This is a genomic window from Brevibacterium sp. Marseille-P9724, assembly GCF_902500275.1.
Taxonomy (GTDB): Bacteria; Actinomycetota; Actinomycetes; order Actinomycetales; family Brevibacteriaceae; genus Brevibacterium.
Genome location: NZ_LR722992.1, coordinates 39,587 through 61,047 on the forward strand (window position 1 = coordinate 39,587; position 21,461 = coordinate 61,047).

Genomic DNA, 21,461 nt, shown 5'->3' on the forward strand with positions numbered 1-21,461 from the left:
AGGCTTTCCTTTCGGAAATACTTCGCCTATGCTGTTCTCGGGCCCGTTAGGTAAGCCTCGCCTAACTTTCACTCTTCCGACACGGACATGAAAGAAACATCATGAAGACTGCACGACGCTTCGCCGCACTCATCGGTGCGAGCACCCTCGCACTGACCCTTGCTGCATGCGGCTCCGGCACCGCTGAGAACAGCCAATCCGGCAGCGCTGAAACCGTCAGCATCGAAACGAACGACGGCACCGTCGAGGTTCCGAAGAACCCAAAGAAGGTTGTTGCTCTGGACAACCGCTCTTTCCAGACGCTTGAAGACTGGGGCGTCAAGCCCGTTGCAGCTCCCCGCAAGATCGTTCCGAAGTCGCTGGAGCTGCGCGAAGACGAATCGGTTGTCGACCTGGGCAACCACCGCGAACCCGACCTCGAAGCGATCGTGGCCGCTGAACCTGACGTGATCATCACCGGTCAGCGCTTCACTCAGCACGAAGACAAGATCAAGGAGCTCGCCGGGGACACCCCGATCGTCGATCTCGAACCGCGCGACGGCAAGCCCCTGGACGAAGAGTTCAAGCGCCAGACCACTGCCCTGGGCGAAGTCTTCGGCAAAGAAAAAGAGGCTGACGAACTCGTCAAGAAGTTCGAGGACGCCGAAAAGGCAGCTAAGGACAGCTACAACAAGGACCAGACCGTCATGGGGCTCATCTCCACCGGCGGCAACCTCAACTACTCCGCTCCTTCCCAGGGCCGCGGCGCCGGCCCGCTGTTCGACATGGTCGGCCTGAAGCCCGCCCTTGACGTTCCGGAAGCCTCGGAAGACCACGAGGGCGATGACGTCAGCGTTGAAGCGATCGCCAAGTCCAACCCTGACTGGATCATCGTCATGGACCGTGATGCCGCCATCACCATGAAGGACGGCGAAAAATACCACCCGGCAAAGGACGTCGTTTCGAACTCCGCTGCTCTGAAGAACGTGACCGCCATCAAGGAAGGCCACGTGCTATACATGCCGGAGGACACCTACGTCAACGAATCTATCCAGACCTACACCGAGGCTCTTGAAAACCTCGCGGAGGAATTCAACAAGCAGTGACCCGTCCTGCCCTGCTCACGTGGCGATTCGGCGCCGCAGTCGCTGTGACTGCGGCGCTGGTCGTTGCATCCCTGTTCGTCGGCGTCTTCGACATCTTCGGCGAGGGCGGTGCCGAAATGTTCAGCATCACACGCGTTCCCCGCACCCTGGCCCTCGTGCTCTCCGGTGCGGCAATGGCCATGTGCGGACTCGTCATGCAGCTCATGACCCAGAACCGCTTTGTCGAGCCGACAACCACCGGCACCACCGAATGGGCGGGGCTGGGCCTTCTGCTGACGATGATCATCGCCCCCGATTCGGGCCTGCTGGTCCACATGGCCGGGGCAATCGTCATGAGCTTCATCGGCACACTCATCTTCTTTGCCTTCCTGCGCCAGGTGACGCTGCGCTCATCCGTGATCGTGCCGATCGTCGGACTCATGCTCGGCGCTGTCGTCGGTGCAGTCTCCACCTACATAGCCTTGGCCACCGACATGCTGCAAAGCCTCGGAATCTGGTTTGCCGGATCCTTCACCTCGGTGCTCAAAGGCCAGTACGAACCGCTGTGGGTCGTCGTTGCGATAGCCATTGCCATCTTCATCGCCGCTGACCGCTTCACCGTTGTCGGGCTGGGCGAAAGCGTGGCCGTCAACGTCGGCATCAACTACAACCGGGTCATTCTGCTGGGCACCGGCCTGGTCGCCCTGGCCACCGGTGTTGTCACCGTCGTCGTCGGCAATCTGCCTTTCCTCGGCCTGGTGGTCCCGAATATCGTGTCTATGTTCCGCGGTGACGACCTGCGCTCAAACCTGCCGTGGGTGGCCCTCATGGGCATTGCCGCGGTGACTGTGTCAGACCTCATCGGGCGGATTGTCATCGCCCCGTTTGAGATCCCGGTCAGCCTGATTCTGGGTGTTGTCGGCTCAGTCGTGTTCGTTGCCCTCCTGCTGAGGAAGAAGTCTCGTGCCTGATACTCCCCGCTCCCTGCCGCCGCGGGTTTCGGCCAATGAGCGCCTTCCCGCCGGCCACCCCATCCTGTTTGAGGAGTGCCTGGTCGCCGACTCGATGCGGGCGGCCCCCGAACGCTTCTCCGGTGCTCTTCCCACAAAGGCCAAGAAGCGCCGCTACTGGATCATGATGGGCGTCCTGGGTCTGCTTGCCCTAGCGGTTACGGCCGCCACGCTGGCCTGGAAGAGCCCTGTGCCCATCAGTCACCCGGGTTTTTGGGCCATCTCACAGCTGCGGGCCTCCACCCTGCTGGTCATCGCCGTCGTCGCATTTGCACAGGCCACCGCGACTATTGCCTTCCAGACTGTGACGAACAACCGAATCCTCACCCCGTCGATCATGGGCTTTGAATCCCTGTACCGGCTTGTGCAGACCGCGGCGGTGTTCTTCCTCGGCGCCGGCGGCACAGCCGCACTGACCGGCACCGTGCCGTTCTTGGTCCAGGCGGCCGTCATGACCGGTGCGGCGGGTCTGCTCTACGGGTGGCTGCTCGGCGGATTCGGCCGGGGGCGCGATGTTTCCGGACACGACCTGCAGATCACCCTGCTCATCGGTCTTGTCCTCGGCGGCGGGCTGGGCGCCCTGTCCACTTTCATGCAGCGGCTGCTGACCCCGAGCGAATTCGATGTTCTCACCGCCCGCCTGATCGGCTCGATCGCCAACGCCGATGTGCGCTACCTGCCGATCGCCATACCGCTTGTGTTGGCAGCCGGCGGCGGACTGTGGGCCATGGGCCGCAGGCTCAACCTCATGGGGCTGGGCCGTGAGACGGCCGTGAACCTGGGACTGAACCACAAACGGCTCCTGATCGGCTCGCTGCTGCTGATCGCTGTGCTCATGGCAGTTTCCACCGCACTGGTCGGGCCGATGACCTTCTTCGGCTTCCTCACCGCGATGATCACCTACCAGCTGGCAGACACCTTCGATCACCGTCTGCTGTTCCCCATGGGCGTGCTCGTCGGCTATGTGATTCTGGCCGGTTCGCACTTTGTGCTCAAGAACCTGTTCTACGCCGAAGGCAGCGTGGGGATCATCATGGAGATTGTCGGCGGCACGTTCTTCCTCGTCTACATTCTCCGAAAGGGGCGCCTGTGATCAACCTGTCCGACGTCGCGCGGAAGTACGCTGACGACGTCTGCATCGGTCCGGTCAACCTGGAGATCCCGGCGCACGGCATTACAGCGCTGGTGGGCCCCAACGGGGCGGGCAAGTCGACTCTGCTGACGATGATCGGCCGGCTCATGGCCATGGACTCCGGACACATTACAGTTGCCGGCCATGATGTGACGACCACCAAAAGCGACGAACTGGCGAAGATCGTGTCGATCCTTCGGCAGGAGAACCACTTCGTGACCCGGCTGACGGTGCGCCAGCTGGTGGGCTTCGGCCGTTTTCCCCACTCCAAGGGCCGTCTTACCTCAAAAGACGAAACCGCGATCAGCGAAGCGATTGACTTCTTGGGGCTGAGCCGCTTTGAGGGCCGCTACCTCGATGAGCTTTCCGGCGGCCAGCGCCAGCGGGCCTATGTGGCCATGGTCCTGGCGCAGGAAACCGACTACGTCCTGTTGGACGAACCGCTGAACAACCTCGACATGCAGCACTCGGTGATCATGATGCGCCACCTGCGCCGCGTGGCCAATGAACTGGGCCGCACGGTCGTGATCGTGCTGCACGACATCAACTTCGCCGCCGCCTACGCCGACAGCATCTGCGCTGTCAAAGAAGGTCAGGTGGTCGAGTTCGGCCCGCCGGAGGACATTATGCGCAGCGAGGTCCTCACCCGCGTGTTCAACACTCCCGTCCAGGTGGTTGACGGGCCGCGCGGACCGCTGGCCGTGTACTACTGACCCGACTGCGCGCAGGCCATTTCGGCGTTCACTCGCTTCAAGCGCTCAGGCGTGGCGCCGCAGAAACTCCATGCGTTCGGCTGTGTCTGCGACTATGACCGGCTCGCTGCGGTCGGTGGGCAGCTGCACGTGCAGGCCGGCTTCGCGGGCGATGACCGCTCCCCCGGCCCAGTCGTAGATGCCCAGGCCGCGCTCAAAATAGGCGTTGACTTTCCCTTCCGCCGCCAGGCACAGGTCGATTGCGGCTGAGCCCATGCGCCGCACATCGTCGAACTCCTGCAGCACCGGGCTGAGTCTGCTGACCTGTTCAGCGCGCCTCTGTGGGGCGTAGCCGAATCCGGTCGCGGCAACCGCTCCCGGCAGTCCCGCCGGGGTTCCGCTGATCCGGTCCGCCGAGGCGCCTGTTGCCAGTTCTGCAGCCTCCGGCAGTCCTGTGCGCACCCACGCGCCGGCACCGGCGCGGGCGTACCAGACAGTGTCCAGCACCGGCGCTGCGACGAGGCCGATCTCCCACCGGCCGTGTGCCGGATGACAGTCGTCGGGGCGGCGGGCGCCGAGGGAAATGCAGTAGGCGGGCAGTCCGCGGACAAAGTTGACGGTCCCGTCAATCGGGTCGACGTGCCACTCCAGTGGTTCGATTTCACGTAGACGCGCCGCGAACTGCGGGTCTTCTGCCAGGGTGGGAAGCACGAGACCGGACAGCACAGCGGAACCGTCTTCCACCTCGTGAGCCTCAAGAAGTTCCGCGGATTCTTCGCCGACGATCGTGTCCTCGGGGCGGAACCGCGCAAAGTAGCCGCGTACGAGCCCTTCGATTTCAGCATCGGCTTCCGTGACGAGATTGTTGGGGTTGTCTTTGGCTTCAACGTGTGCGCGGGACAGCTTCGAAGCCCACAGACTCATGCGCGACCACCCGAGAAACGCGGCGTCCCGGGCGAGCGCCAACAGCGGATCGATCATGCGCTCCACGTTACAGTGGTCCTATGACAGTCATCATCGGCTATCTCCCCTCGCCGGAAGGTCAGGCTGCTCTCGATGCGGGCTTTGCCGAGGCGAAGGCACGCGGCACTCGCGCACTCGTGGTGAACTCTCCCCGGCTGGGGGCGGCCAGCGAAGTCACAACCCTCAACGCTTCCGAAACCGCCGCACTGGAAGAACAAGCCCGCAGGGCAGGTGTTGATGCTGAGGTTCTGCAGCCGGAACACGAAGACAATCTGGTGGAAACGCTCAACCGGTGCGCCGGGGAGCACGGGGCCAGCATGATCGTCATCGGTCTGCGCAAGCGCAGCGCCATCGGCAAATTCATCCTGGGCTCCCAGGCTCAGCGCATTCTGCTGGAATCCGACGTTCCCGTGCTCACCGCAACACCGTAGTGTCAACTAAGTGCTCGGCGATTGCCAAGGACGAAGTCGCACCGGGTGAGGGAGCATTGCGGACGAGAGTCGCCTCCCCGATCCTTTCGATCACAAAGTCATCGACGAGGTTCCCGCTGCGATCCATTGCCTGAGCGCGGATGCCTCGGGTGATCGGGGTCGATTCAGCACCGCGAAGGCTCGGCACATACTGTTCTGCGCCCGCCAGGAATCTGCGGCGGGAGATCACACCGCCGAACTCACGGACGGCCGCCTTGACGTTTCGGCTGGCAAACCGCCAGAAGCCCGGGTCCGAAGCCACTGCGAAGCTGTCGGAGATTCCAATGTGCCGACCACTGTAGTTTTCGCGTCCGAACGAGAGAAATGCGTTCGGACCCACCAGCATCTCACCGTCGACCCGCTTAGTCAGGTGAACTCCGAGAAACGGGTACGCGGGATCGGGCACAGGGTAGACCAGCCCGTTGAGAACGGTTCTGTACTCCGGGGACAGCCGGGAGTACTGGCCGAAGAACGGCACGATCTTGGGGTGTTCAGCACCGCCTGCCAGCTTGGCGACCCTGTCGGACTGCAGGCCAGCGCACACGACCACGTGATCGAAGGTCAAACGCAGGGTTTCTTCACCGCGGCGCGCGCCGACCGCACAGCCGCCGCCGCGGTTGGCGATGTCCGTCACCTCTGCGCCGAAGATCAGCTGACCCCCGGCATGCTCTACATCAGAAAGAAGCTCTCGTGTCACCGCGCCGTAGTCGATGATGGCCGTCTGCGGTGAGCGCAGCGCCGAACGGCCGACCGCGTTGGGCTCCGCATCCCGAATTCCGTCGGGTCCGATCATCTCGACGCCTGGAACCCCGTTTGCGACGGCCTTTTCATAGATGGCACCGAGACGAGCCTCTTCGGCCTCATTCAATGCGACGACCAGTTTGCCGCACTCTTCGTACGGCAGACCGCGGTCGAGAGCGTACTCGCGCATGAGGCTCACACCCCGCCGACACAGGCGCGCTTTCAGGCTGCCGGGCTCGTAGTACAGCCCCGCGTGCACCACACCGGAATTGTGGCCCGTCTGGTGCTGCGCCGCGCGGGGCTCCTTATCGAGCACCGTGACCGAAGCGCCCGGGAAGCGCTTGGTCAGTTCCCGCGCGACTGCAGCCCCGATGATTCCCGCACCGATCACTCCGAAGTTCTGCTTGAGCATCGTCGGCTTCCCCTCTGAAGCTCTTCTCAGATATTGCGGATGCTCAGCCGCTGCTTCTTCGCGGCCACCACCAGCTGAACGGCAAAGCCTGCGGCCAGAACCCCAAAGGCGACGAAGTCGCTTATCGAGCCGGGCACAATGAGCAGGATTGCGCCTGCGGCAAGAACGATCCGCAGCGCAAGCGGAACGGGGGCCATGAACATTCCCTCCGCGGCAACCGCGAGCACCAAAACGCCGATGGCAGCGGTGACGGTGATCCACACGGCTTCCGGAATCGGCACGTTCTGCCACAGCAGGCCGGGGTTGTACACGAAGATAAACGGGACGATGTAGCCCGCCACTGCCAATTTCATGGCCGCAAAGCCGGTCTTCATCGGATCGCCCCCGGCCAAGCCCGCTCCGGCAAAGGCCGCCAGCGCCACCGGCGGTGTGATGTTGGCAAAGAGGCCGAAGTAGAACACGAACAGGTGCGCAACCAGCGGTTCGACGCCAAGCTCGCCCAGCGCCGGAGCCGCCATGGTCGCGGTGATGATGTAGGCCGGAATAGACGGAAGTCCCATGCCGAGGATGATGCAGGCAAGAGCCGTCATGATGAGCGTGGGAAGCAGAAGGCCTCCGCCGATGGCGACAATCGCTCCGGCGAGTTTGACGCCCAGCCCCGTCAGCGTTGCGATGCCGACGATGATCCCGACGCACGCACATGCAACAGCAACCGAGACAGCGGTGATCGCCCCGTCGCGGAGAGATTCGAGAATGTCCTTGACTGACATCCGCGTGGTCTTGCGCAGCTGAGCCACGATGATGGTGACGATGACCGTTGTGACAGCGGAGAAGAGAATCGTGCGGCCCGAAAAGAACAGCATGAACAGCAGATATGCCAGCGGAATCAGCAGGTGACCGCGCTCCTTCAGCACACTCAGAACAGCCGGGATGTTGTCTTTTGAGATTCCCTTCAGCCCGTCGCGCGTGGCGCGCAGGTGCACCTGGGCGATGATGCCCAGGTAGTACAGCAGCGCGGGCATGATCGCGACCAGCGCAATCTGCTGATACGGGATGCCCAGAGTCTCAGCCATGATGAACGCCGCCGCTCCCATAATCGGGGGAAGAAGCTGACCACCCACTGAAGCGGAGGCTTCAACCGCCCCGGCGAAGTTGGGTCGGTAGCCGATGCGCTTCATGAGCGGAATCGTAAAAGCACCCGTGGTCACAACATTGGCAATCGCCGAACCGTTGATTGACCCGAGGAAGCCAGAGGCGATCACCGACACTTTGGCCGGACCGCCGCGAGTCTGGCCGGCTACGGCCATGGCGAGGTTGTTGAAGAACTCTCCCATGCCGGACTTGGCAAGCACTGCGCCGAAGAGAATGAACAGGAATATATAGGTGGACGAAACGCCGATCGCCGTGGAGAAGACGCCTTCGTTCGTCGAGAGCATGAAGTTGAGAATGCGGTCGAGATCGTAGCCGCGGTGCTTAAATGCCCCCGGCATCATCCGACCGTAGATGCCGTACACGATGAACAGCACGGCCAGGATGGGCAGCGCCCACCCCGTGAGACGGCGGGCGGCTTCCAAGACCACGAACACCAAAAGCGCGCCGAATACCACGTCAATCGTGTCGAAGCGCCCACCAGCGGAGACGATCTGGCTGTACTGCTGCGCAATATAGACCGCGATTGAGGCTGATATGGCAACCAGAATCCAGTCGTACCAGGGAACGGTTGCTTTGCCCTGTTTGCGCGTTGGGCGGTAGAGGGCAAAGCACAGCACGAGGATGGCTGAGACGTGGATGGCGCGGTGCACCAGCTGCGGCGGGCCGGAGAACAGCGCGATGTACATGTGGTAGAGCGACAGGAGCACTCCGACTATGAGAACCGGGGTCTTCAGCCACGTGTCCTGATACGGCCGGGTGCGCGACTCCCGGTCCAGGTCTTCCAACAGCTCTTGGGCGTCTTCGCTGAGTTCGTCTGTGCTGCTGAAGCCATCAGACGTCGATTTCGGTGATGCAGTCGAATTCATGAAATCTCCAAATGTGAAGGGCGATGAACGCCGAACGCGAACTGCCCCGTAAGGACGTGACGTTCAGAGAACACGCAGGGTGATCGAAGCGCGATGGGGAAGATCTGTGGTCTCGATGAAGTCCGAAGACCACTCACTGCCCCGCTGTCGACGAATTGTCACTGTGTGTGCAACATCGTGGGAATGTATCCAGTTGAGAGATTGGTACGGCCGGTCATAGCCGCACATGTGCAGCGAGCTTCCAGACCGGTACACCCGGGGTGCGTTCGACGGGGTTCCCGCCCCCATTGTCCGAAGCTCTATGCAGTCCAAGCGGAGTTCACGTCCATACACCGCGTAGTGCTCCACCCAGGGGTTGTGATCCACCGAGTGGATCCATCGGAGTGTGATCCTGTCGCCGTCGCCGATCGGCGCACGGTAGAAAGTCTGCTTCTCGGGCCGGACAGAGCTGACTACGAGGCGCCGGTCGGGGACATCGGCGGCGAGCACCAGTGCTGCCGCCGGGCCGAGCCCCGCGCCCAGCAGCGCGCGGCGCGTCAGCGATCGCGCGCTGCTGGGCAGCGGATTACGGCCTGCCATGCGGGTTCTACAGAAGTCCCTTTTCTTCAAAGTACTTCTTAGCCCCGGGGTGCAGCTCGGCAACCTTGACGTCAGCCGCTTTGTCGATGTCGATGTCCGCAACCGAGCTGTGCGACTTCTCGAGCTTGTCCAGGTTGTCGTAGAAGACCTTTGTCATCTCATAGCCCGCCTCTTCTGTGAGGTCGGGGCTGGCTATCAGAAGGTTCGGAATGGTCAGGGTCTTGGCGTCCTCGGCAGACTTGTACGTATCAGCCGGAACAGTGGCTTCGCCGAGGTAGTCATACTCATCGAGCAGAGTCTTCGCACCCTCACCATCCAGGGGAAGCACAACCACCTTTTCGGTTGTCGCAAGGTCGCTGACGGCTGAGTTCGGGATGCCCGAAGTGAAGAAAGCGGCGTCAAGCTGGCCGTTCTTCATGGCGTCAATGGCATCTGCGTAGGACAGGTAGTCGACGTTGAAGTCGTCATAGGTGTACCCGTAGGCCTTGACAACAGCGCGCGCATTGAGCTCTACACCGGAGTTCGCGTCGCCGACTGAGATTTTCTTGCCCTTGAGGTCGTCAAAGGTCTTGATCCCGGACTTTTCTGTTGTGACCACCTGGATGTACTGGTCATACAGCGCACCGATGGCCTGAATATTGTCTGCGGATTTGTCTTCGAAGGGACCCTCGCCCTTGATTGCCTGGTCGACTGCGTCAGCCTGCGTGAACGCGATTTCGGCGTTGCCGTCGTGGACCAGCGTGACGTTTTCGACCGAAGCGCCAGTGGCCTGGACCGTTGCATCAGAACCCAGTGAGTCTTTGAGCAGGTTCGCATATCCAGCGCCCACCTGATAGTAGACACCAGAAGAACCGCCGGTCGCGATCGTGACTATATCTGTGCCTTTGTCTCCACCGCCGCCAGCGCAGCCAGAAGCGACCAGGGCTATTGAGGCGACTGCTGCAACAACAGCCGTAGAGCGCAAACGTTTGAGCATGATGTTCCTTTGTCTCCGTTGACACCAACTTGGCTTTCACACAGAACTCACGAGTGCCGGAACGCATCAACCCTGACAGTTCCGTCAACCAATCAGCCGCTTAGCTGAATGAACACTGAAAACCGTGCACCTGTACTTTATCGTCCTCAAGCCACGGGTCAACTCGAGCTGCGGCACGGATGTCCGCTCTGTCAACGGTCGCGGCTACCATGAACTTATGGTCCAAGCCCAGTCGCCCGTGCGGATTTTTCTCGACGTCGACGGCGTCCTCAACTCCTATCCCGTGCCGGAGCCTCGGTTCAGGCGGGAAAAGCGCAAAGCTGTGCGCGCTTGGAACTATGAACTTCACTACCGGCCGCACATCGTGCAGCTCATGGAGCGCTTTGTGCGGCGCCGTCACGCCCAGCTGGTCTGGCTGTCCACGTGGTCGCACCTGTGCACGGAAGAGATTGAACCGAAGCTCGGCTTCACCGGCTGCTACGCGGTCGAGCCCATGCCGGACTCGTCATTCAACTACTACGCGGACGATCCGCACACGTGGTGGAAGGCCAAAGCGGTCGAAAGGTTTCTGCGCGAGCACCCGGACGAACGGGCCATCTGGATTGACGACGACCTGGTCCAGCCTGCCACCCTGGAGCACTTCGCAATGCTCTTCGGCGAGCGCCTGCTCATGATCGCCCCCGAATACAGCAAGGGGCTGACCGAGGCGCACTTCAAGCAGATGCGCCGGTTCACCCCACCCGCCCCCAGAACTCCGCACCGGACAACGCCGGCGGAGATCGCCACCTCGGAAATGTCAGCTGACCGTGCCGGACCCAGCGGTTCGGCAGGTCCCAGCGGCCCGGCGGCTGTCCCACCCACCGAGACCCGCCCTGACCCCACCGGACCGGAACAGAACAACCCGTACTCGCTGACACCTCGACCCAGAAAGCTGCGGCTATGACCACCATCGGCGTCTTCGATTCCGGACTGGGACTGACGGCGTTTGCCCACGCCATCCACCGGGCAGCCCCGCAGGCGGACCTCGTGCTTGCCATGGACCCGGACTTCGCCCCCTACGGCAGACTCTCCGGTGCCGATGTCACCAAGCGGGCGCTGTTCTCAGCCCGCACCCTGGCCCAGCACAGCCCCGATGCGATCGTCGTGGCCTGCAACACCGCCTCGGTCAATGCGCTGCCCGCTCTGCGCAAAGAGTTCAGCATTCCGATCATCGGCACCGTGCCCGCCATCAAACCCGCAGCTGAAACCGGACGGCCCTTCGCCGTGTGGGCCACTCCGGCCACAACGAACAGCGACTACCAGAATGAGCTGATCGGGAAGTTTGCCGCCGGTCTCGACGTTCACCAGACAGCGGCCTTCGGACTGGCGCAGGCCATTGACGCAGCTGACCCCGTGAGCATTCGCGCGGCAGTCGCCCAAGCAATGGCCGACACCCCCGAAGGCATCACCGACATAGTGCTGGGCTGCACCCACTACGGACTAGTGGCCGACGTCATTCGCGCCGCCAGACCGGGTATCGGGCAGCTGTACGATTCGCACGGCGCCGTTGCCCAGCAGACACTGCACCGGCTGGGGCTGAACCCCAGTTCGGAAGCACAGCCCACCGGGCGGCTGCTGCAGGTGTACCTGTCGGGACGACCGGGGAAGCTCCCGGCCGCAGTCAGCGCCTACCCAGCCGGCCAGGCGCTTTTGGACATAGCTGTATGAGGAAGGGATCTACCGTGGCAGTCCGACCGATCAACCTCTTCTTAGTCCTGCAGGGTGTCTTTGCGCTCATCGCTTCGATTCTGCTGATTGTGTGGCCCGGCCACAGCGCGGTGGTGTTCTCCTACCTGGTCGGCACGTGGCTCTTGGTTGATGCCGTTCTTGCCCTTGTCGCCTCGGTGCGCCGCAAATCAGGCCTGGCCCTGGGTCACGCGCTGCTGTCAGGTCTGCTGGGCATTCTCATTCTGGCCGCACCCACTGCACTCCTGGGATTCCTCGTTGTGGTGATGAGCGTTGTCGCCGTTCTGTTCGGCACGGGCGTCATTCTCGTGTCTGTTCTCATGCGCAGCCTGGGCGTTCGGTCGTGGTGGCTGGGCCTGGTGCTCGGCATTGCCGCTGTGATCGCCGGGTTTGTCATGCCGATTTTCCCGGCAGACACCATCACCGTCGGCATGTACCTGGCTGCTTTCCTGCTGGGCGTCTACGGTGTCTTCAGCTTGATGCTGGCCCGCCGGATCACCACCACCTTCCGCGCTTTCCGCACGCAGGACGGGCGGGCTGGGGGCTGGAACGGCCGAGGCGAAGGCCCCCAGGTGATCGAAGGCGAGATCGTCGACGACGACTGACGGGCCTTCCTCACCACCAGCGGTCGGTTTCGACTTCAAGGAGTTCCAGCAGCTCGCCGGCGAAGGACTGGGTGCCCACGGCCAGCACATCGCAGCCGTCGGTTCGGGCGTCGTGTGCTGCTTTCTGAGTTGTCGTGCCTGCCTGTGAGCGGGTGTAGTTGAGGTATTCGCGGCCTGCGCCGACGAATGTCACCGGCAGTCCGTCGAGTTCAGCTATGCAGCCTTCGACGTCTTTGACATCGGGAAATGCTGCCAGCACGCGAAAGCCCGGGCGCAGAATGCGCTCGGCCCGGCCGCGGATGTCGGCAACACCCTCCGGGCTGATTGACGTATCAATGCACCACTGTGCCCCATCCACGGCGTGCAGGGACGCTCGGCCCGGCAGAATCAGCTTGTCGGCGAGCTCCCGGGCATTCGGCAGGGCTTGGTGCGGTCTGTCCGGGAAGCTGACGGCCAACAGGCTGCGGGCGGTTTCAGCACCAACGCGGATATTGCGCTCAAGCGTCGCCCCCGTTTCAATCGGCACCGTATTTGGCGGCAGGCGGGTCTGCGCTTGGGGCGGCTGCGGAGAGAAAGCAACAACCCGCTCAGTGGCTTCGTCGATGACTCCCAGCAGATCAGCTGCAACCGCATCGAGCGAACCGCCCAGAACATCCAGGTGCTCGCTGAAGATCTGCGTGACGCCGACGGCCGGGTACGAGAACAGCGAAACATCGTCACTGAGACCGCCCAGGCCCTCTTCGACAACCAGGACATCCACCTCGGCATCCAATAGCCAACGCAGGCCGACAAGAGTGAACATGCCCGAAGGCGGAAGATAGCCCGCATGCGGTGCGGGCAGGCAGTCAAGCGCACGGGCGGCCCGCCGAGAAACAGCCTCGTAGTCACTCTGAGAAGCAGCGGCGCCGTCGACGCGGATCCGTTCGCGATTATGCCGCAGGGGCGGGCTCGTGATGGTTCCCACGCGCAGGCCTGCAGCGTGCAGGGTCGCCGTTGCTGCCGCCACCGCTGTGCCCTTGCCCTTGGATCCGACGATAAGGCAGGCAGGGACTGGAAGATCCCGCGTGAGCCCCAAATGCTGCTGAAGCAGAGCTGAACGTGCGCGGGACCGGCTGATCGTCCGCACCCGCCCGGTTTCGCGACGCCGCGCGTTGTTCCATTCGCGGAAGAAGGGTTCGTCCGCCGGGTCGTGTCGGAGGGTCACGGATCAACCCTAACCGTCAGCTCAGGCGGTCGGAAAGCCTCTTGGCAGTAAGCTTGACGGCCTTGGAAGCGCGCAGTTCGCTGTCGTTATCCCATTGCTCGGCAGGCAGGACAACCGACAGCGCTGCAACCAGCGAACCGGACCTGGGCTGCACAGCAGCGCTGATGATCCACGTGTTGTCGTTTTTGCTGCGTTCGACCGCGTAGCCGCGCAGGCGAACCGCTCGGATTTCTTCGAATACTCGCTCGACCATGCTGTCGTCAACGAGTTCAGCAACCGCGTCCCTGGGCAGGCACGACAAGATCGCCCGGCCCGGAGCTGATGTTTCCACCGGCTGCATGTCGCCGGCCCAGTCTGAGCAGACGGGTGCGCCGGTGCCGCGGTCAACCGCGAGGATCTGAGCTTTTCTGCCGCGAAGCATGGACAGGTGAACACAGCCGTCCATAGCGTCAGCAAGCGCGCGAATAGCCGGAGCTGCCGCGTTGACCAGCGGCATTGACCGCAGATACGCAGCCCCGAAACCCGATGAAGCGGGCCCGGGAAGATAGCCGATCTTGCGTTTGATGACAACGTTGAGTTCTTCGAGAACCGTGAGGATGTCGTAGACCGTCGACCGCGGGATCTCAAGTTCGCGGGACAGCTGCCCGGCACTCATGGGCTCGCTGCTGACGGATATAGCGCGCAGCATAGAAACTGCTCGCCGAAGAGCAGGGACATCCGCCATTCGTGCTCCTTTCTGCACGTGCGCCTGCTGTGGCGTTGACGGTAACAGCGAACCGAAGATGATTATTTCGATTCTCAGCCTACCGAGAAATAGGGACACGAAGCCCTGAGCGCGATTACGTGAGATGCATCTGCGCGCTTCGTGAACCAACAGACGTTTTGGGGAAATTAACCTTTACTGTTTTCGTATATTAATACATTAGCTTTCAATCAAAACACAGGGGCGCTCTCACTGGCCCGATCGTCCGGGCTACTGGAATCCGCTCATCGCAGACGTGCTGAAACCCCCTCAGCAGCCTCGATCGCCAGTGCGCTGACCTCCCTTTCACGATCCGCCACGATGCCTTCTGGCGACACCGAAACGCCGAACGCTGCAATCGGCCGCCCGGCGGCATCGACTATGGGCGCGGCAACCGTCAAGACGGCATTGCCCATTGAAGGGTGCTCAAGCGCGCAGCCGCGAGATCGAACCTCCGCCAGTTCTGCATTGAATTCCCGCAACGACGGCAGCTCCTGCCCGGCGCTTTGGGCAAAGACGGGCTCTGAGGAATAGATCACCGCAACTTCCCGCCACTCCAGCCGCGACAGAATCGCCCGGCCCGCTGCGGTGAGATAGGCGGGCTTGCGGGCTTCACACTGCGCCCCGGTGCCGGGCAGCCACGTCGCAGTTTCCCTCAGCAGGCAGTGCGCTTCTCCACCGCGCAGAACGGATACGCACACTGAACCGCCAGCTGCTTCGGCAGCTTCAGCTGCAGCGGGCTGGACGATTCGCCGCAGAGAATCGTGACGCGAATGGGCCGCATCGAGCTCGCCCACACCTGAACCGAGGAGATAGCCGTTCTCAGACCTGCGCACCATGTCGAACTCTTCAAGAACCGAAAGCAGGTCGTACAGACTGGAGCGGGGAATGCTCAGGGTTCGGGCGAGAGCGCCGGCACTGACCGGCAGCAGCGAGGACCCCAGGTGCCGGAGAATCCCAATAGACCGCCTGAGTGCGGGAACTTCTGCCACGTCATTCCTCCTTGAAGACCGAGCGCAGAGCTCGCCCAGCGGAACCTATTCGGCACACCACTGGACGAGAGCTGCGAACTCGGTCGACAACGATGTTGACGCTTGCAGCGGGTGGCCGACACAGCCGCGCGCTCCGCGTGATGGCAGTGCGCACATGTGCATGCTGGGCGGTGACAATGTCTGTTCGGCAGACTACCGCAACCTGTGGCCGCGATTCAGCGCAACCGCCTGGACCCGCACGCTTCGGCCTGGAGCCCGGTCAGGCCTTCACTGCCTCAAGCTCGATCAGAATGTCGACACGGTTGCCCACCAGAAGGTCGCCGCCGGGCATGGCGGCGTCAAATGCGATCCCAAAGTCGCGGCGATCAACCTTTGCGCTTGCGTCAAAACCGGCGATCGTCTGTCCGTAGGGATCTTCGGCGGCGCCGTTAAAGCTTGCGGCGAACTCGACGCTCTTTGTCACACCGCGTATCGTGAGGTCGCCGACGAGGGTGAACTCACCGTCAGCCCCGAGCACAGCCGAAGTTGAAGCGAATGTCAGCCGAGGGTGCTCCTCGGCCAGGAAGAAGTCCGCCTGCTGCAGGTGCGCGTCACGGTCAGCATTGCCCGTATCAACGGACGCGGTATCAGCGTGGGCGCTGACAGACAGTTCTTCCAGGGACTCCCCCACCGTGAAGCTGCCGCCGATCACATCGAAGGAACCGCGCACGCGTGAAACCCCCGCGTGACGGACCCGAAAAGCGAACTCTGAGTGGCTGGGGTCGATATTCCAAGTGCCTGCGGTCAGGCCTGCCGGCAGTGCGGCCATGATGAAACTCCTAAGCTAAGTGAACTTTCAAGGAAAACACTAACAGCGCTTTATTGAAGTTTCAACCTTAGTGCGGCTCTTCTGCTTAGCGAGCGAATCGACACGCCCCAATTGGCCAACATGCCGGTGGGCCGGATTCACCCTCTGGGCCTGAAACACAACGAGGGGACTCCGACAGTTGTCGGAGTCCCCTCGTGGGTGCTCGCCGCAGCGCTAGACGCCGCGATCAGAGTTCAAGAACGTGAAGTTCGCAGTCTGCTGGATCAGGGCTTGCCTGCAGCAGCCTTGAGCTTCGAACCAGCCGAAAGCTTCACCGAGTAGCCGGCGGGAATCTGAATTTCCTCGCCGGTCTGCGGGTTGCGGCCCTTGCGAGCAGCACGCTCGGTGCGCTCAACGGACAGCCAGCCCGGGATTGTGAGCTTTTCGCCGTTGCTGACAACATCTGCGAAGGCATCGAAGACACCGTCGAGAACGTCAGAGACCTGCTTCTGCGTCAGGCCGGACTTGTCTGCAACTTCTGCGACAAGCTCGCTGCGGTTCTTAGCCATAAAAGCGTCCTCCTCTAGGACTCAGGTTTCGGTATAACCGAGACGAACAGGAAAAACCTTACCAGCTCGACTTGGTAACGCCAGGAAGTTCGCCCTTGTGGGCCATTTCCCGGAAGCGAACGCGTGAAACACCGAACTTGCGGAGGTAGCCGCGCGGGCGCCCGTCAACCTGGTCGCGGTTGCGCAGACGGACCGGCGAAGCGTCGCGGGGCAGCTTCTGCAGACCCAGGCGTGCTTCTTCGCGCTGCTCGTCTGTGGAGTCAGGGTGAACCAGCTGACGCTTGAGTTCGGCACGGCGCTCTGCGTAGCGCTCGACGATGACCTGGCGCTGCTTTTCGCGTGCGATCTTAGACTTCTTAGCCATTGACTATCAGCGCTCCTCGCGGAATTCGACATGCTTGCGGACCACGGGGTCGTACTTCTTCATGACGATGCGGTCGGGGGTGTTGCGGCGGTTCTTCTTGGTCACGTAGGTGTAACCGGTTCCTGCCGTTGACTTCAGCTTGATGATCGGGCGTACGTCCTGTGCTTTTGCCATCAGAGCTTCACTCCCTTGGCGATGAGCTCGTTGACCACAGCGTCAATGCCGCGGGCGTCAATGACCTTGATGCCGCGGGTCGAAACCGTCAGCGTGACCTTGCGGCGCAGCGACGGCACGTAGTAGCGCTTCTTCTGAATGTTGATGTCGAACCGACGACGGGTGCGGCGGTTCGAGTGGGAGACGTTGTTCCCAAAACCAGGGGTGGCCCCGGTTACCTGGCAGACTGCTGCCATGACTCTCCTCCAGTTGACTTCTGCCGGCGGCGCTGTCCTCGCGCCGTGTGCGTGAGGGCCGCCGAGACATCTTCACAGTTCCACCGGGCACGTTCCCATGTCGACAGTCGCGTCGACGTGAACACAGCGGTGGTTATGCTCTTTGCCCGGTGCAGGGCGTGTGCGAAACCTGCGGGGTGGATAGTCCCGTGTTCCGACGATGTCTCACCAGCGTGTGTCAGGCCTGTGAGAGAAGGGCCTGTGCTCAGCATCGCTGTGTGAGCGCGTTGAGGCGCAATTCGGCCACAACAGTCAATCATTCTAAGCCGCTGCGCGCCGATGCGCCAAATCGGACTGGCTCTCCGGCGCAGCCCGCGGCGCATCGGCGCTGCCGCTTAGGCCAGCATGATCGCGGGGTCTTCGAGCGCTCGGCCCACGTCAGCCAAGAACTTCGAGATGATCTCCCCGTCTACCAGCCTGTGGTCGGCGGACACTGCCAGCGTTGTGATGTCGCGCGGCACGATCTCACCGTCGACAACCCACGGGCGCTGGCGCACTTGGCCGAAGGCGAGGATGGCGGCTTCGCCGGAGTTGATGATGGGGGTTCCGGCGTCTACGCCGAACACTCCGACGTTGGTGATCGTGATGGTTCCACCGGTCTGCGCGGCCGGGGTGGTGCGGCCTTCGCGGGCGGTGAGTGCCAGTTCGCGGATTTCTCCTGCAAGCTGGCCCAGGCCCATCGTGTGAGCACCCTTGATGTTCGGCACGACGAGGCCGCGCGGTGTTGCCGCGGCGATGCCGAGGTTGACGTAGTGCTTGACCACGATTTCATCGCCTTCCAGCGAACTGTTGATCCGCGGATTGCGAGCTACCGCCCAGGTCACGGCCTTGGCAACGACGGCCAGGGGTGACAGCTTGACGTCGCCGAGCAGACCGGACGCCTTGAAGCGCGACACCAGTTCCATGGTTGCGGTGACGTCGACGTCGAGGAATTCGGTGACGTGCGGTGCGGTGAACGCCGAATCGACCATTGCCTGCGCCATGAACTTGGTGACGCCCTTGAACGGGATGCGCTCTTCTGCACCCGGGCCGCCAGCTGCCGAGGTGCCTGTCGCCACGGCGGCCGTCTGGGCGGGCGCGGAGCTCGCCTGACCGTTCTCCATGTAGTTCATGAGGTCGGCGCGGGTGACGACGCCGCCTTCGCCGGTCGTGGGGACATCGGCCAGGTTGATGCCGTTGTCTTTTGCTAGTTTGCGCACCGGCGGCTTGGCCAGAGCGCGCCCGGCTGTCTCTGGCAGTTCCGGTGCGGGCTGCACAGCCGGATCCGCCGCAGCCGCACGGGCTTCCGGTGCCGGGGCTGCATGCTGGTCCTGCGGCTTTTGTCCCTTGCGGGGGCGGCGGCGCTTGGACTGCGCGGTGGTTCCATAGCCCACGAGGTTCGGGCCGGTGCCTTCGTCGGCCGCAGTGTCCTCCGCAGCGCCACCGGCTGCGGGAGCGTCACCGGAGGCCGTGCAGTCGCCTTCGAACTCGAGGATCGGGGTGCCGACTTCGACGGTCTGGCCTTCTTCAACCAGCAGTTTGGCGATCACACCGGCGTGCGGACTGGGCAGTTCGACGAGTGATTTTGCGGTTTCTATTTCAACGAGGATCTGGTTGACCGTCACGGTGTCGCCTTCGGCGACCTTCCACGAGATGATGTCAGCTTCGGTCAGCCCCTCGCCCGGGTCGGGCAGGAGAAATGTGTCTGTCATTGGGTTCCTTAGAAGTCCATGGCCCGGTCGACGGCATCGAGAATGCGGTCGAGGTCAGGCAGGTAGTGCTGTTCGAGCTTCGAACCGGGGTACGGGGCGTGCGGAGCGCCGACCCGCAGCACGGGCGCTTCCAGGTGGTAGAAGCAGCGTTCGCTGATCCGTGCGGCGATCTCCGATCCCAAGCCCAGGAACACGGGGGCTTCGTGGGCAACAACAAGGCGGCCCGTCTTCTTCACGGACTCTTCGATGGCCGGGAAGTCGATGGGGTTGAGACCGCGCAGATCAATGACCTCGAGGTCAACGCCTTCTTCCGCCGCTGCCGCTGCCGCGTCGAGTGCCTGCGGTATGAGCGGGCCGTAGGCCACGAGCGTGCAGTCCCGTCCGGGCCGGACGACTTCAGCGCTGTACGCGGTGGTGGCGGGATTGCCGAGGTCGACGTCGCCGCGCAGCCAGTACTGGCGCTTGGGCTCAAAGTAGATGACCGGGTCGGGGCTTTTAATGGCCTCCTGGATCATCCAGTAGGCGTCGTGTGCGTTCGACGGCGCCATGATCTTAAGCCCCGCATGGTGGGCGAAGACGGTTTCCGGGCTCTCCGAGTGGTGTTCGGGCGAGCCGATGCCGCCGCCGTAGGGGATGCGGATGACCACCGGCACATTGAGTTTGCCGCGGGTGCGCGCGTGCAGCTTTGCCAGCTGGGTCACAATCTGGTCGTAGGCCGGGAAGACAAAGGCGTCGAACTGGATTTCGACAACCGGGCGATAGCCGCGGATGGCCATGCCGATTGCGGTGCCGACAATGCCGGATTCCGCCAGCGGGGCGTCGATGACGCGCTGCTCGCCGAAGTCCTTCTGGAGTCCTTCCGTCACGCGGAAGACGCCGCCGAGCTTGCCGATGTCCTCACCGATGAGAACAACCTTGGGGTCTTCGTCCATTGCCTTGCGAAGCCCCGCGGTGATGCCCTTGGACAGGGGCATCTTCTGAACCGAGTCGAGTGCGGATGCCGCGGTCACAGTGCGCCCTCCTCTGCGAAGGAGTCGAGGTATTCCAGGTACTCACGCCGTTCGGCTTCGATGAGGGGGTGCTCTTCGACGAACACGGAATCGAAGATCTCAGACGGCGCCGGCGGATCCATGGCCATGCAGGCCCCGCGAATCCGGGCGGCAAGCGCGTCGGCTTCTTCGTCGATCGAGTCGAAGAATTCCTGGTCGGCGTAGTCTTCGCGGTGCAGGAAGCGGCGAACCCGGTCGATGGGGTCCTTTTCGAGCCACGATTCCGTCAGCGCGTCCGAACGGTACTTGGTGGGGTCATCAGCGGTGGTGTGTGCACCCATGCGGTAGGTGAACGCTTCGATCAGCATGGGGCCCAGGCCCGCGCGAATCGAATCGGCGCTTGCCTTGGCCACGGAGTACATGGCCAGCACGTCATTGCCGTCGACGCGCACACCGGGAACGCCGAAGCCGGTTCCGCGCTTGAACAGCGGTGCTGCCATCTGTGCGGAGTTCGGTTCGGAAATGGCGAACTGGTTGTTCTGGATGAAGAACAGGACGGGCGCGTGGAAAACCGCCGCGAAGTTGAGGCCTTCGGAGACGTCGCCCTGGCTGGTTGCGCCATCGCCCATGCATGCAACCGAGATCGTGTCGCGTTCGAGGTCGCCGGTGGCGACGTCGCCGTCGAACTTCACGCCCATGGCGTAGCCGGTGGCGTGCAGTACCTGCGAGCCGATGACGATCGTGTAGGTGTGGAAGCGGTTTTCCTGGGGGTCCCAGCCGCCGTGGTGCTGTCCGCGGAACATGCCCAGCAGCGTTTCGGGTTCAACTCCGCGGCACCACGCCAGGCCGTGTTCACGGTAGGTGGGGAACACGAAGTCCTGTTTGCGCAGTGCGCGGCCCAGTCCGATCTGCGCTGCCTCCTGGCCTTTCAGCGGGGCCCACAGCCCCAGCTGACCCTGGCGCTGCAGGGCGTTGCCTTCTGCGTCCACTCGACGGATGAGCACCATGTCGCGGTAGAAATCGCGCATGTCCTCGCCTGTGAGATCTGCGGCGTAGGAATCGTACTCCCCGGAGCGAACGCGCTTGCCTTCCGGCGAAAGCATCTGAATCATCGGACGATCTGAATCTTGAGCAGCACTGGTGTTGCCTGCGAGATTCGAGGTCATTGCGTCTCCTCTAATCGTGGCCGAATGGGCTTGTGGCCTCTTTGCCATACCAACCGAGCGCTCGGCTGTTTGCCTGCACGTCGGCGACGTGTTTCACATCGTGAACACAATCTAACGGAAG

At 62.7% G+C, this 21,461-nt stretch carries 24 protein-coding genes; 8 read left to right on the forward strand and 16 right to left on the reverse strand.

Annotated features, from left to right (window positions below; genetic code table 11):
* Positions 1-101: 101 nt before the first annotated feature.
* Genes GC119_RS04960 through GC119_RS04975 form a run of 4 tightly spaced genes read left to right on the forward strand, consistent with a single transcriptional unit; the run spans position 102 to position 3,919 of the window.
* A complete protein-coding gene (locus GC119_RS04960) occupies positions 102-1,085 on the forward strand; it encodes a siderophore ABC transporter substrate-binding protein (protein WP_070776758.1) in 984 nt (327 codons plus the stop codon).
* Positions 1,082-2,035: an ABC transporter permease gene (locus GC119_RS04965; protein WP_070575765.1), complete on the forward strand. Its 954-nt coding sequence runs from the start codon at positions 1,082-1,084 to the stop codon at positions 2,033-2,035. Before GC119_RS04960 ends, GC119_RS04965 begins: the two co-directional genes overlap by 4 nt.
* The gene (locus GC119_RS04970) at positions 2,028-3,167 is read left to right on the forward strand and encodes an iron chelate uptake ABC transporter family permease subunit (RefSeq protein WP_083318869.1); all 1,140 of its coding nucleotides are present in this window, start codon (positions 2,028-2,030) and stop codon (positions 3,165-3,167) included. The genes GC119_RS04965 and GC119_RS04970 overlap by 8 nt, the downstream gene beginning before the upstream one ends.
* Entirely contained in the window at positions 3,164-3,919 is a 756-nt protein-coding gene (locus tag GC119_RS04975; RefSeq protein WP_070575769.1) for an ABC transporter ATP-binding protein, read from the forward strand. The genes GC119_RS04970 and GC119_RS04975 overlap by 4 nt, the downstream gene beginning before the upstream one ends.
* Positions 3,920-3,964: 45 nt before the next feature.
* Here the strand turns inward: GC119_RS04975 and GC119_RS04980 are convergent, their stop codons facing one another.
* A complete protein-coding gene (locus tag GC119_RS04980) occupies positions 3,965-4,879 on the reverse strand; it encodes an inositol monophosphatase family protein (RefSeq protein ID WP_151952601.1) in 915 nt (304 codons plus the stop codon).
* A gap of 23 nt (positions 4,880-4,902) precedes the next feature.
* On the opposite strand from GC119_RS04980, the gene GC119_RS04985 reads away from it, so the two are divergent.
* On the forward strand, positions 4,903-5,292 hold the full coding sequence (locus tag GC119_RS04985) for a universal stress protein (RefSeq protein ID WP_070575772.1): 390 nt from the start codon (positions 4,903-4,905) through the stop codon (positions 5,290-5,292).
* On the opposite strand, the gene lhgO is transcribed toward GC119_RS04985, so the two are convergent.
* The 4 genes from lhgO to GC119_RS05005 form a co-directional block, all read right to left on the reverse strand.
* Positions 5,276-6,484: an L-2-hydroxyglutarate oxidase gene (lhgO, locus tag GC119_RS04990; protein ID WP_151952602.1), complete on the reverse strand. Its 1,209-nt coding sequence runs from the start codon at positions 6,482-6,484 to the stop codon at positions 5,276-5,278. The two genes, GC119_RS04985 and lhgO, sit on opposite strands and share 17 nt — an antisense overlap.
* A gap of 26 nt (positions 6,485-6,510) precedes the next feature.
* Positions 6,511-8,502 (reverse strand): TRAP transporter permease, encoded by a 1,992-nt coding sequence (locus GC119_RS04995; RefSeq protein WP_151952603.1) that lies wholly within the window; start codon positions 8,500-8,502, stop codon positions 6,511-6,513.
* Between the two features lie 63 nt (positions 8,503-8,565).
* The gene (locus GC119_RS05000) at positions 8,566-9,081 is read right to left on the reverse strand and encodes a DUF1850 domain-containing protein (protein ID WP_070776754.1); all 516 of its coding nucleotides are present in this window, start codon (positions 9,079-9,081) and stop codon (positions 8,566-8,568) included.
* Between the two features lie 7 nt (positions 9,082-9,088).
* Positions 9,089-10,057, reverse strand: a complete 969-nt coding sequence (locus GC119_RS05005; RefSeq protein WP_070776753.1) for a TAXI family TRAP transporter solute-binding subunit — start codon at positions 10,055-10,057, stop codon at positions 9,089-9,091.
* Between the two features lie 124 nt (positions 10,058-10,181).
* Here GC119_RS05005 and GC119_RS05010 point away from each other — a divergent pair, with 124 nt between their 5' ends.
* From GC119_RS05010 to GC119_RS05020, 3 genes are read left to right on the forward strand one after another with little or no spacing between them, the layout of a single operon-like run.
* Positions 10,182-11,000 carry an HAD domain-containing protein gene (locus tag GC119_RS05010; RefSeq protein WP_226829267.1) on the forward strand — a complete coding sequence of 273 codons (819 nt, stop codon included), beginning with the start codon at positions 10,182-10,184 and terminating at the stop codon, positions 10,998-11,000.
* Positions 10,997-11,764 (forward strand): glutamate racemase, encoded by a 768-nt coding sequence (locus GC119_RS05015; protein WP_070575793.1) that lies wholly within the window; start codon positions 10,997-10,999, stop codon positions 11,762-11,764. The genes GC119_RS05010 and GC119_RS05015 overlap by 4 nt, the downstream gene beginning before the upstream one ends.
* The gene (locus tag GC119_RS05020) at positions 11,761-12,387 is read left to right on the forward strand and encodes a DUF308 domain-containing protein (RefSeq protein ID WP_083318868.1); all 627 of its coding nucleotides are present in this window, start codon (positions 11,761-11,763) and stop codon (positions 12,385-12,387) included. Before GC119_RS05015 ends, GC119_RS05020 begins: the two co-directional genes overlap by 4 nt.
* 10 nt (positions 12,388-12,397) lie before the next feature.
* Here GC119_RS05020 and GC119_RS05025 read toward each other — a convergent pair whose 3' ends face one another.
* The 11 genes from GC119_RS05025 to pdhA form a co-directional block, all read right to left on the reverse strand.
* Complete coding sequence (locus GC119_RS05025) at positions 12,398-13,591, reverse strand: hypothetical protein (protein ID WP_151952604.1); 1,194 nt, start codon at positions 13,589-13,591, stop codon at positions 12,398-12,400.
* 16 nt (positions 13,592-13,607) lie between these two features.
* Positions 13,608-14,315, reverse strand: coding sequence for an IclR family transcriptional regulator (locus GC119_RS05030; protein ID WP_070575803.1), 708 nt, complete (start codon positions 14,313-14,315; stop codon positions 13,608-13,610).
* A 263-nt stretch (positions 14,316-14,578) separates the two neighbouring features.
* Entirely contained in the window at positions 14,579-15,325 is a 747-nt protein-coding gene (locus GC119_RS05035; RefSeq protein WP_151952605.1) for an IclR family transcriptional regulator, read from the reverse strand.
* 259 nt (positions 15,326-15,584) lie between these two features.
* Positions 15,585-16,133 (reverse strand): YceI family protein, encoded by a 549-nt coding sequence (locus GC119_RS05040; RefSeq protein ID WP_070575809.1) that lies wholly within the window; start codon positions 16,131-16,133, stop codon positions 15,585-15,587.
* A gap of 263 nt (positions 16,134-16,396) precedes the next feature.
* Entirely contained in the window at positions 16,397-16,681 is a 285-nt protein-coding gene (locus GC119_RS05045; protein ID WP_070575812.1) for an HU family DNA-binding protein, read from the reverse strand.
* Positions 16,682-16,739: 58 nt separating this feature from the next.
* Positions 16,740-17,045: a 30S ribosomal protein S14 gene (gene rpsN, locus GC119_RS05050; protein WP_070575814.1), complete on the reverse strand. Its 306-nt coding sequence runs from the start codon at positions 17,043-17,045 to the stop codon at positions 16,740-16,742.
* A gap of 6 nt (positions 17,046-17,051) precedes the next feature.
* Positions 17,052-17,219, reverse strand: coding sequence for a 50S ribosomal protein L33 (gene rpmG / locus GC119_RS05055; protein WP_019174296.1), 168 nt, complete (start codon positions 17,217-17,219; stop codon positions 17,052-17,054).
* Positions 17,219-17,455 carry a 50S ribosomal protein L28 gene (gene rpmB, locus GC119_RS05060; protein WP_019174295.1) on the reverse strand — a complete coding sequence of 79 codons (237 nt, stop codon included), beginning with the start codon at positions 17,453-17,455 and terminating at the stop codon, positions 17,219-17,221. Before rpmB ends, rpmG begins: the two co-directional genes overlap by 1 nt.
* A 374-nt stretch (positions 17,456-17,829) precedes the next feature.
* Positions 17,830-19,185, reverse strand: a complete 1,356-nt coding sequence (locus GC119_RS05065) for a dihydrolipoamide acetyltransferase family protein (protein ID WP_151952606.1) — start codon at positions 19,183-19,185, stop codon at positions 17,830-17,832.
* Positions 19,186-19,193: 8 nt separating this feature from the next.
* Positions 19,194-20,159: an alpha-ketoacid dehydrogenase subunit beta gene (locus GC119_RS05070; RefSeq protein WP_070576365.1), complete on the reverse strand. Its 966-nt coding sequence runs from the start codon at positions 20,157-20,159 to the stop codon at positions 19,194-19,196.
* Between the two features lie 32 nt (positions 20,160-20,191).
* Positions 20,192-21,340, reverse strand: coding sequence for a pyruvate dehydrogenase (acetyl-transferring) E1 component subunit alpha (gene pdhA / locus GC119_RS05075; RefSeq protein WP_070575820.1), 1,149 nt, complete (start codon positions 21,338-21,340; stop codon positions 20,192-20,194).
* Positions 21,341-21,461 lie beyond the last annotated feature (121 nt).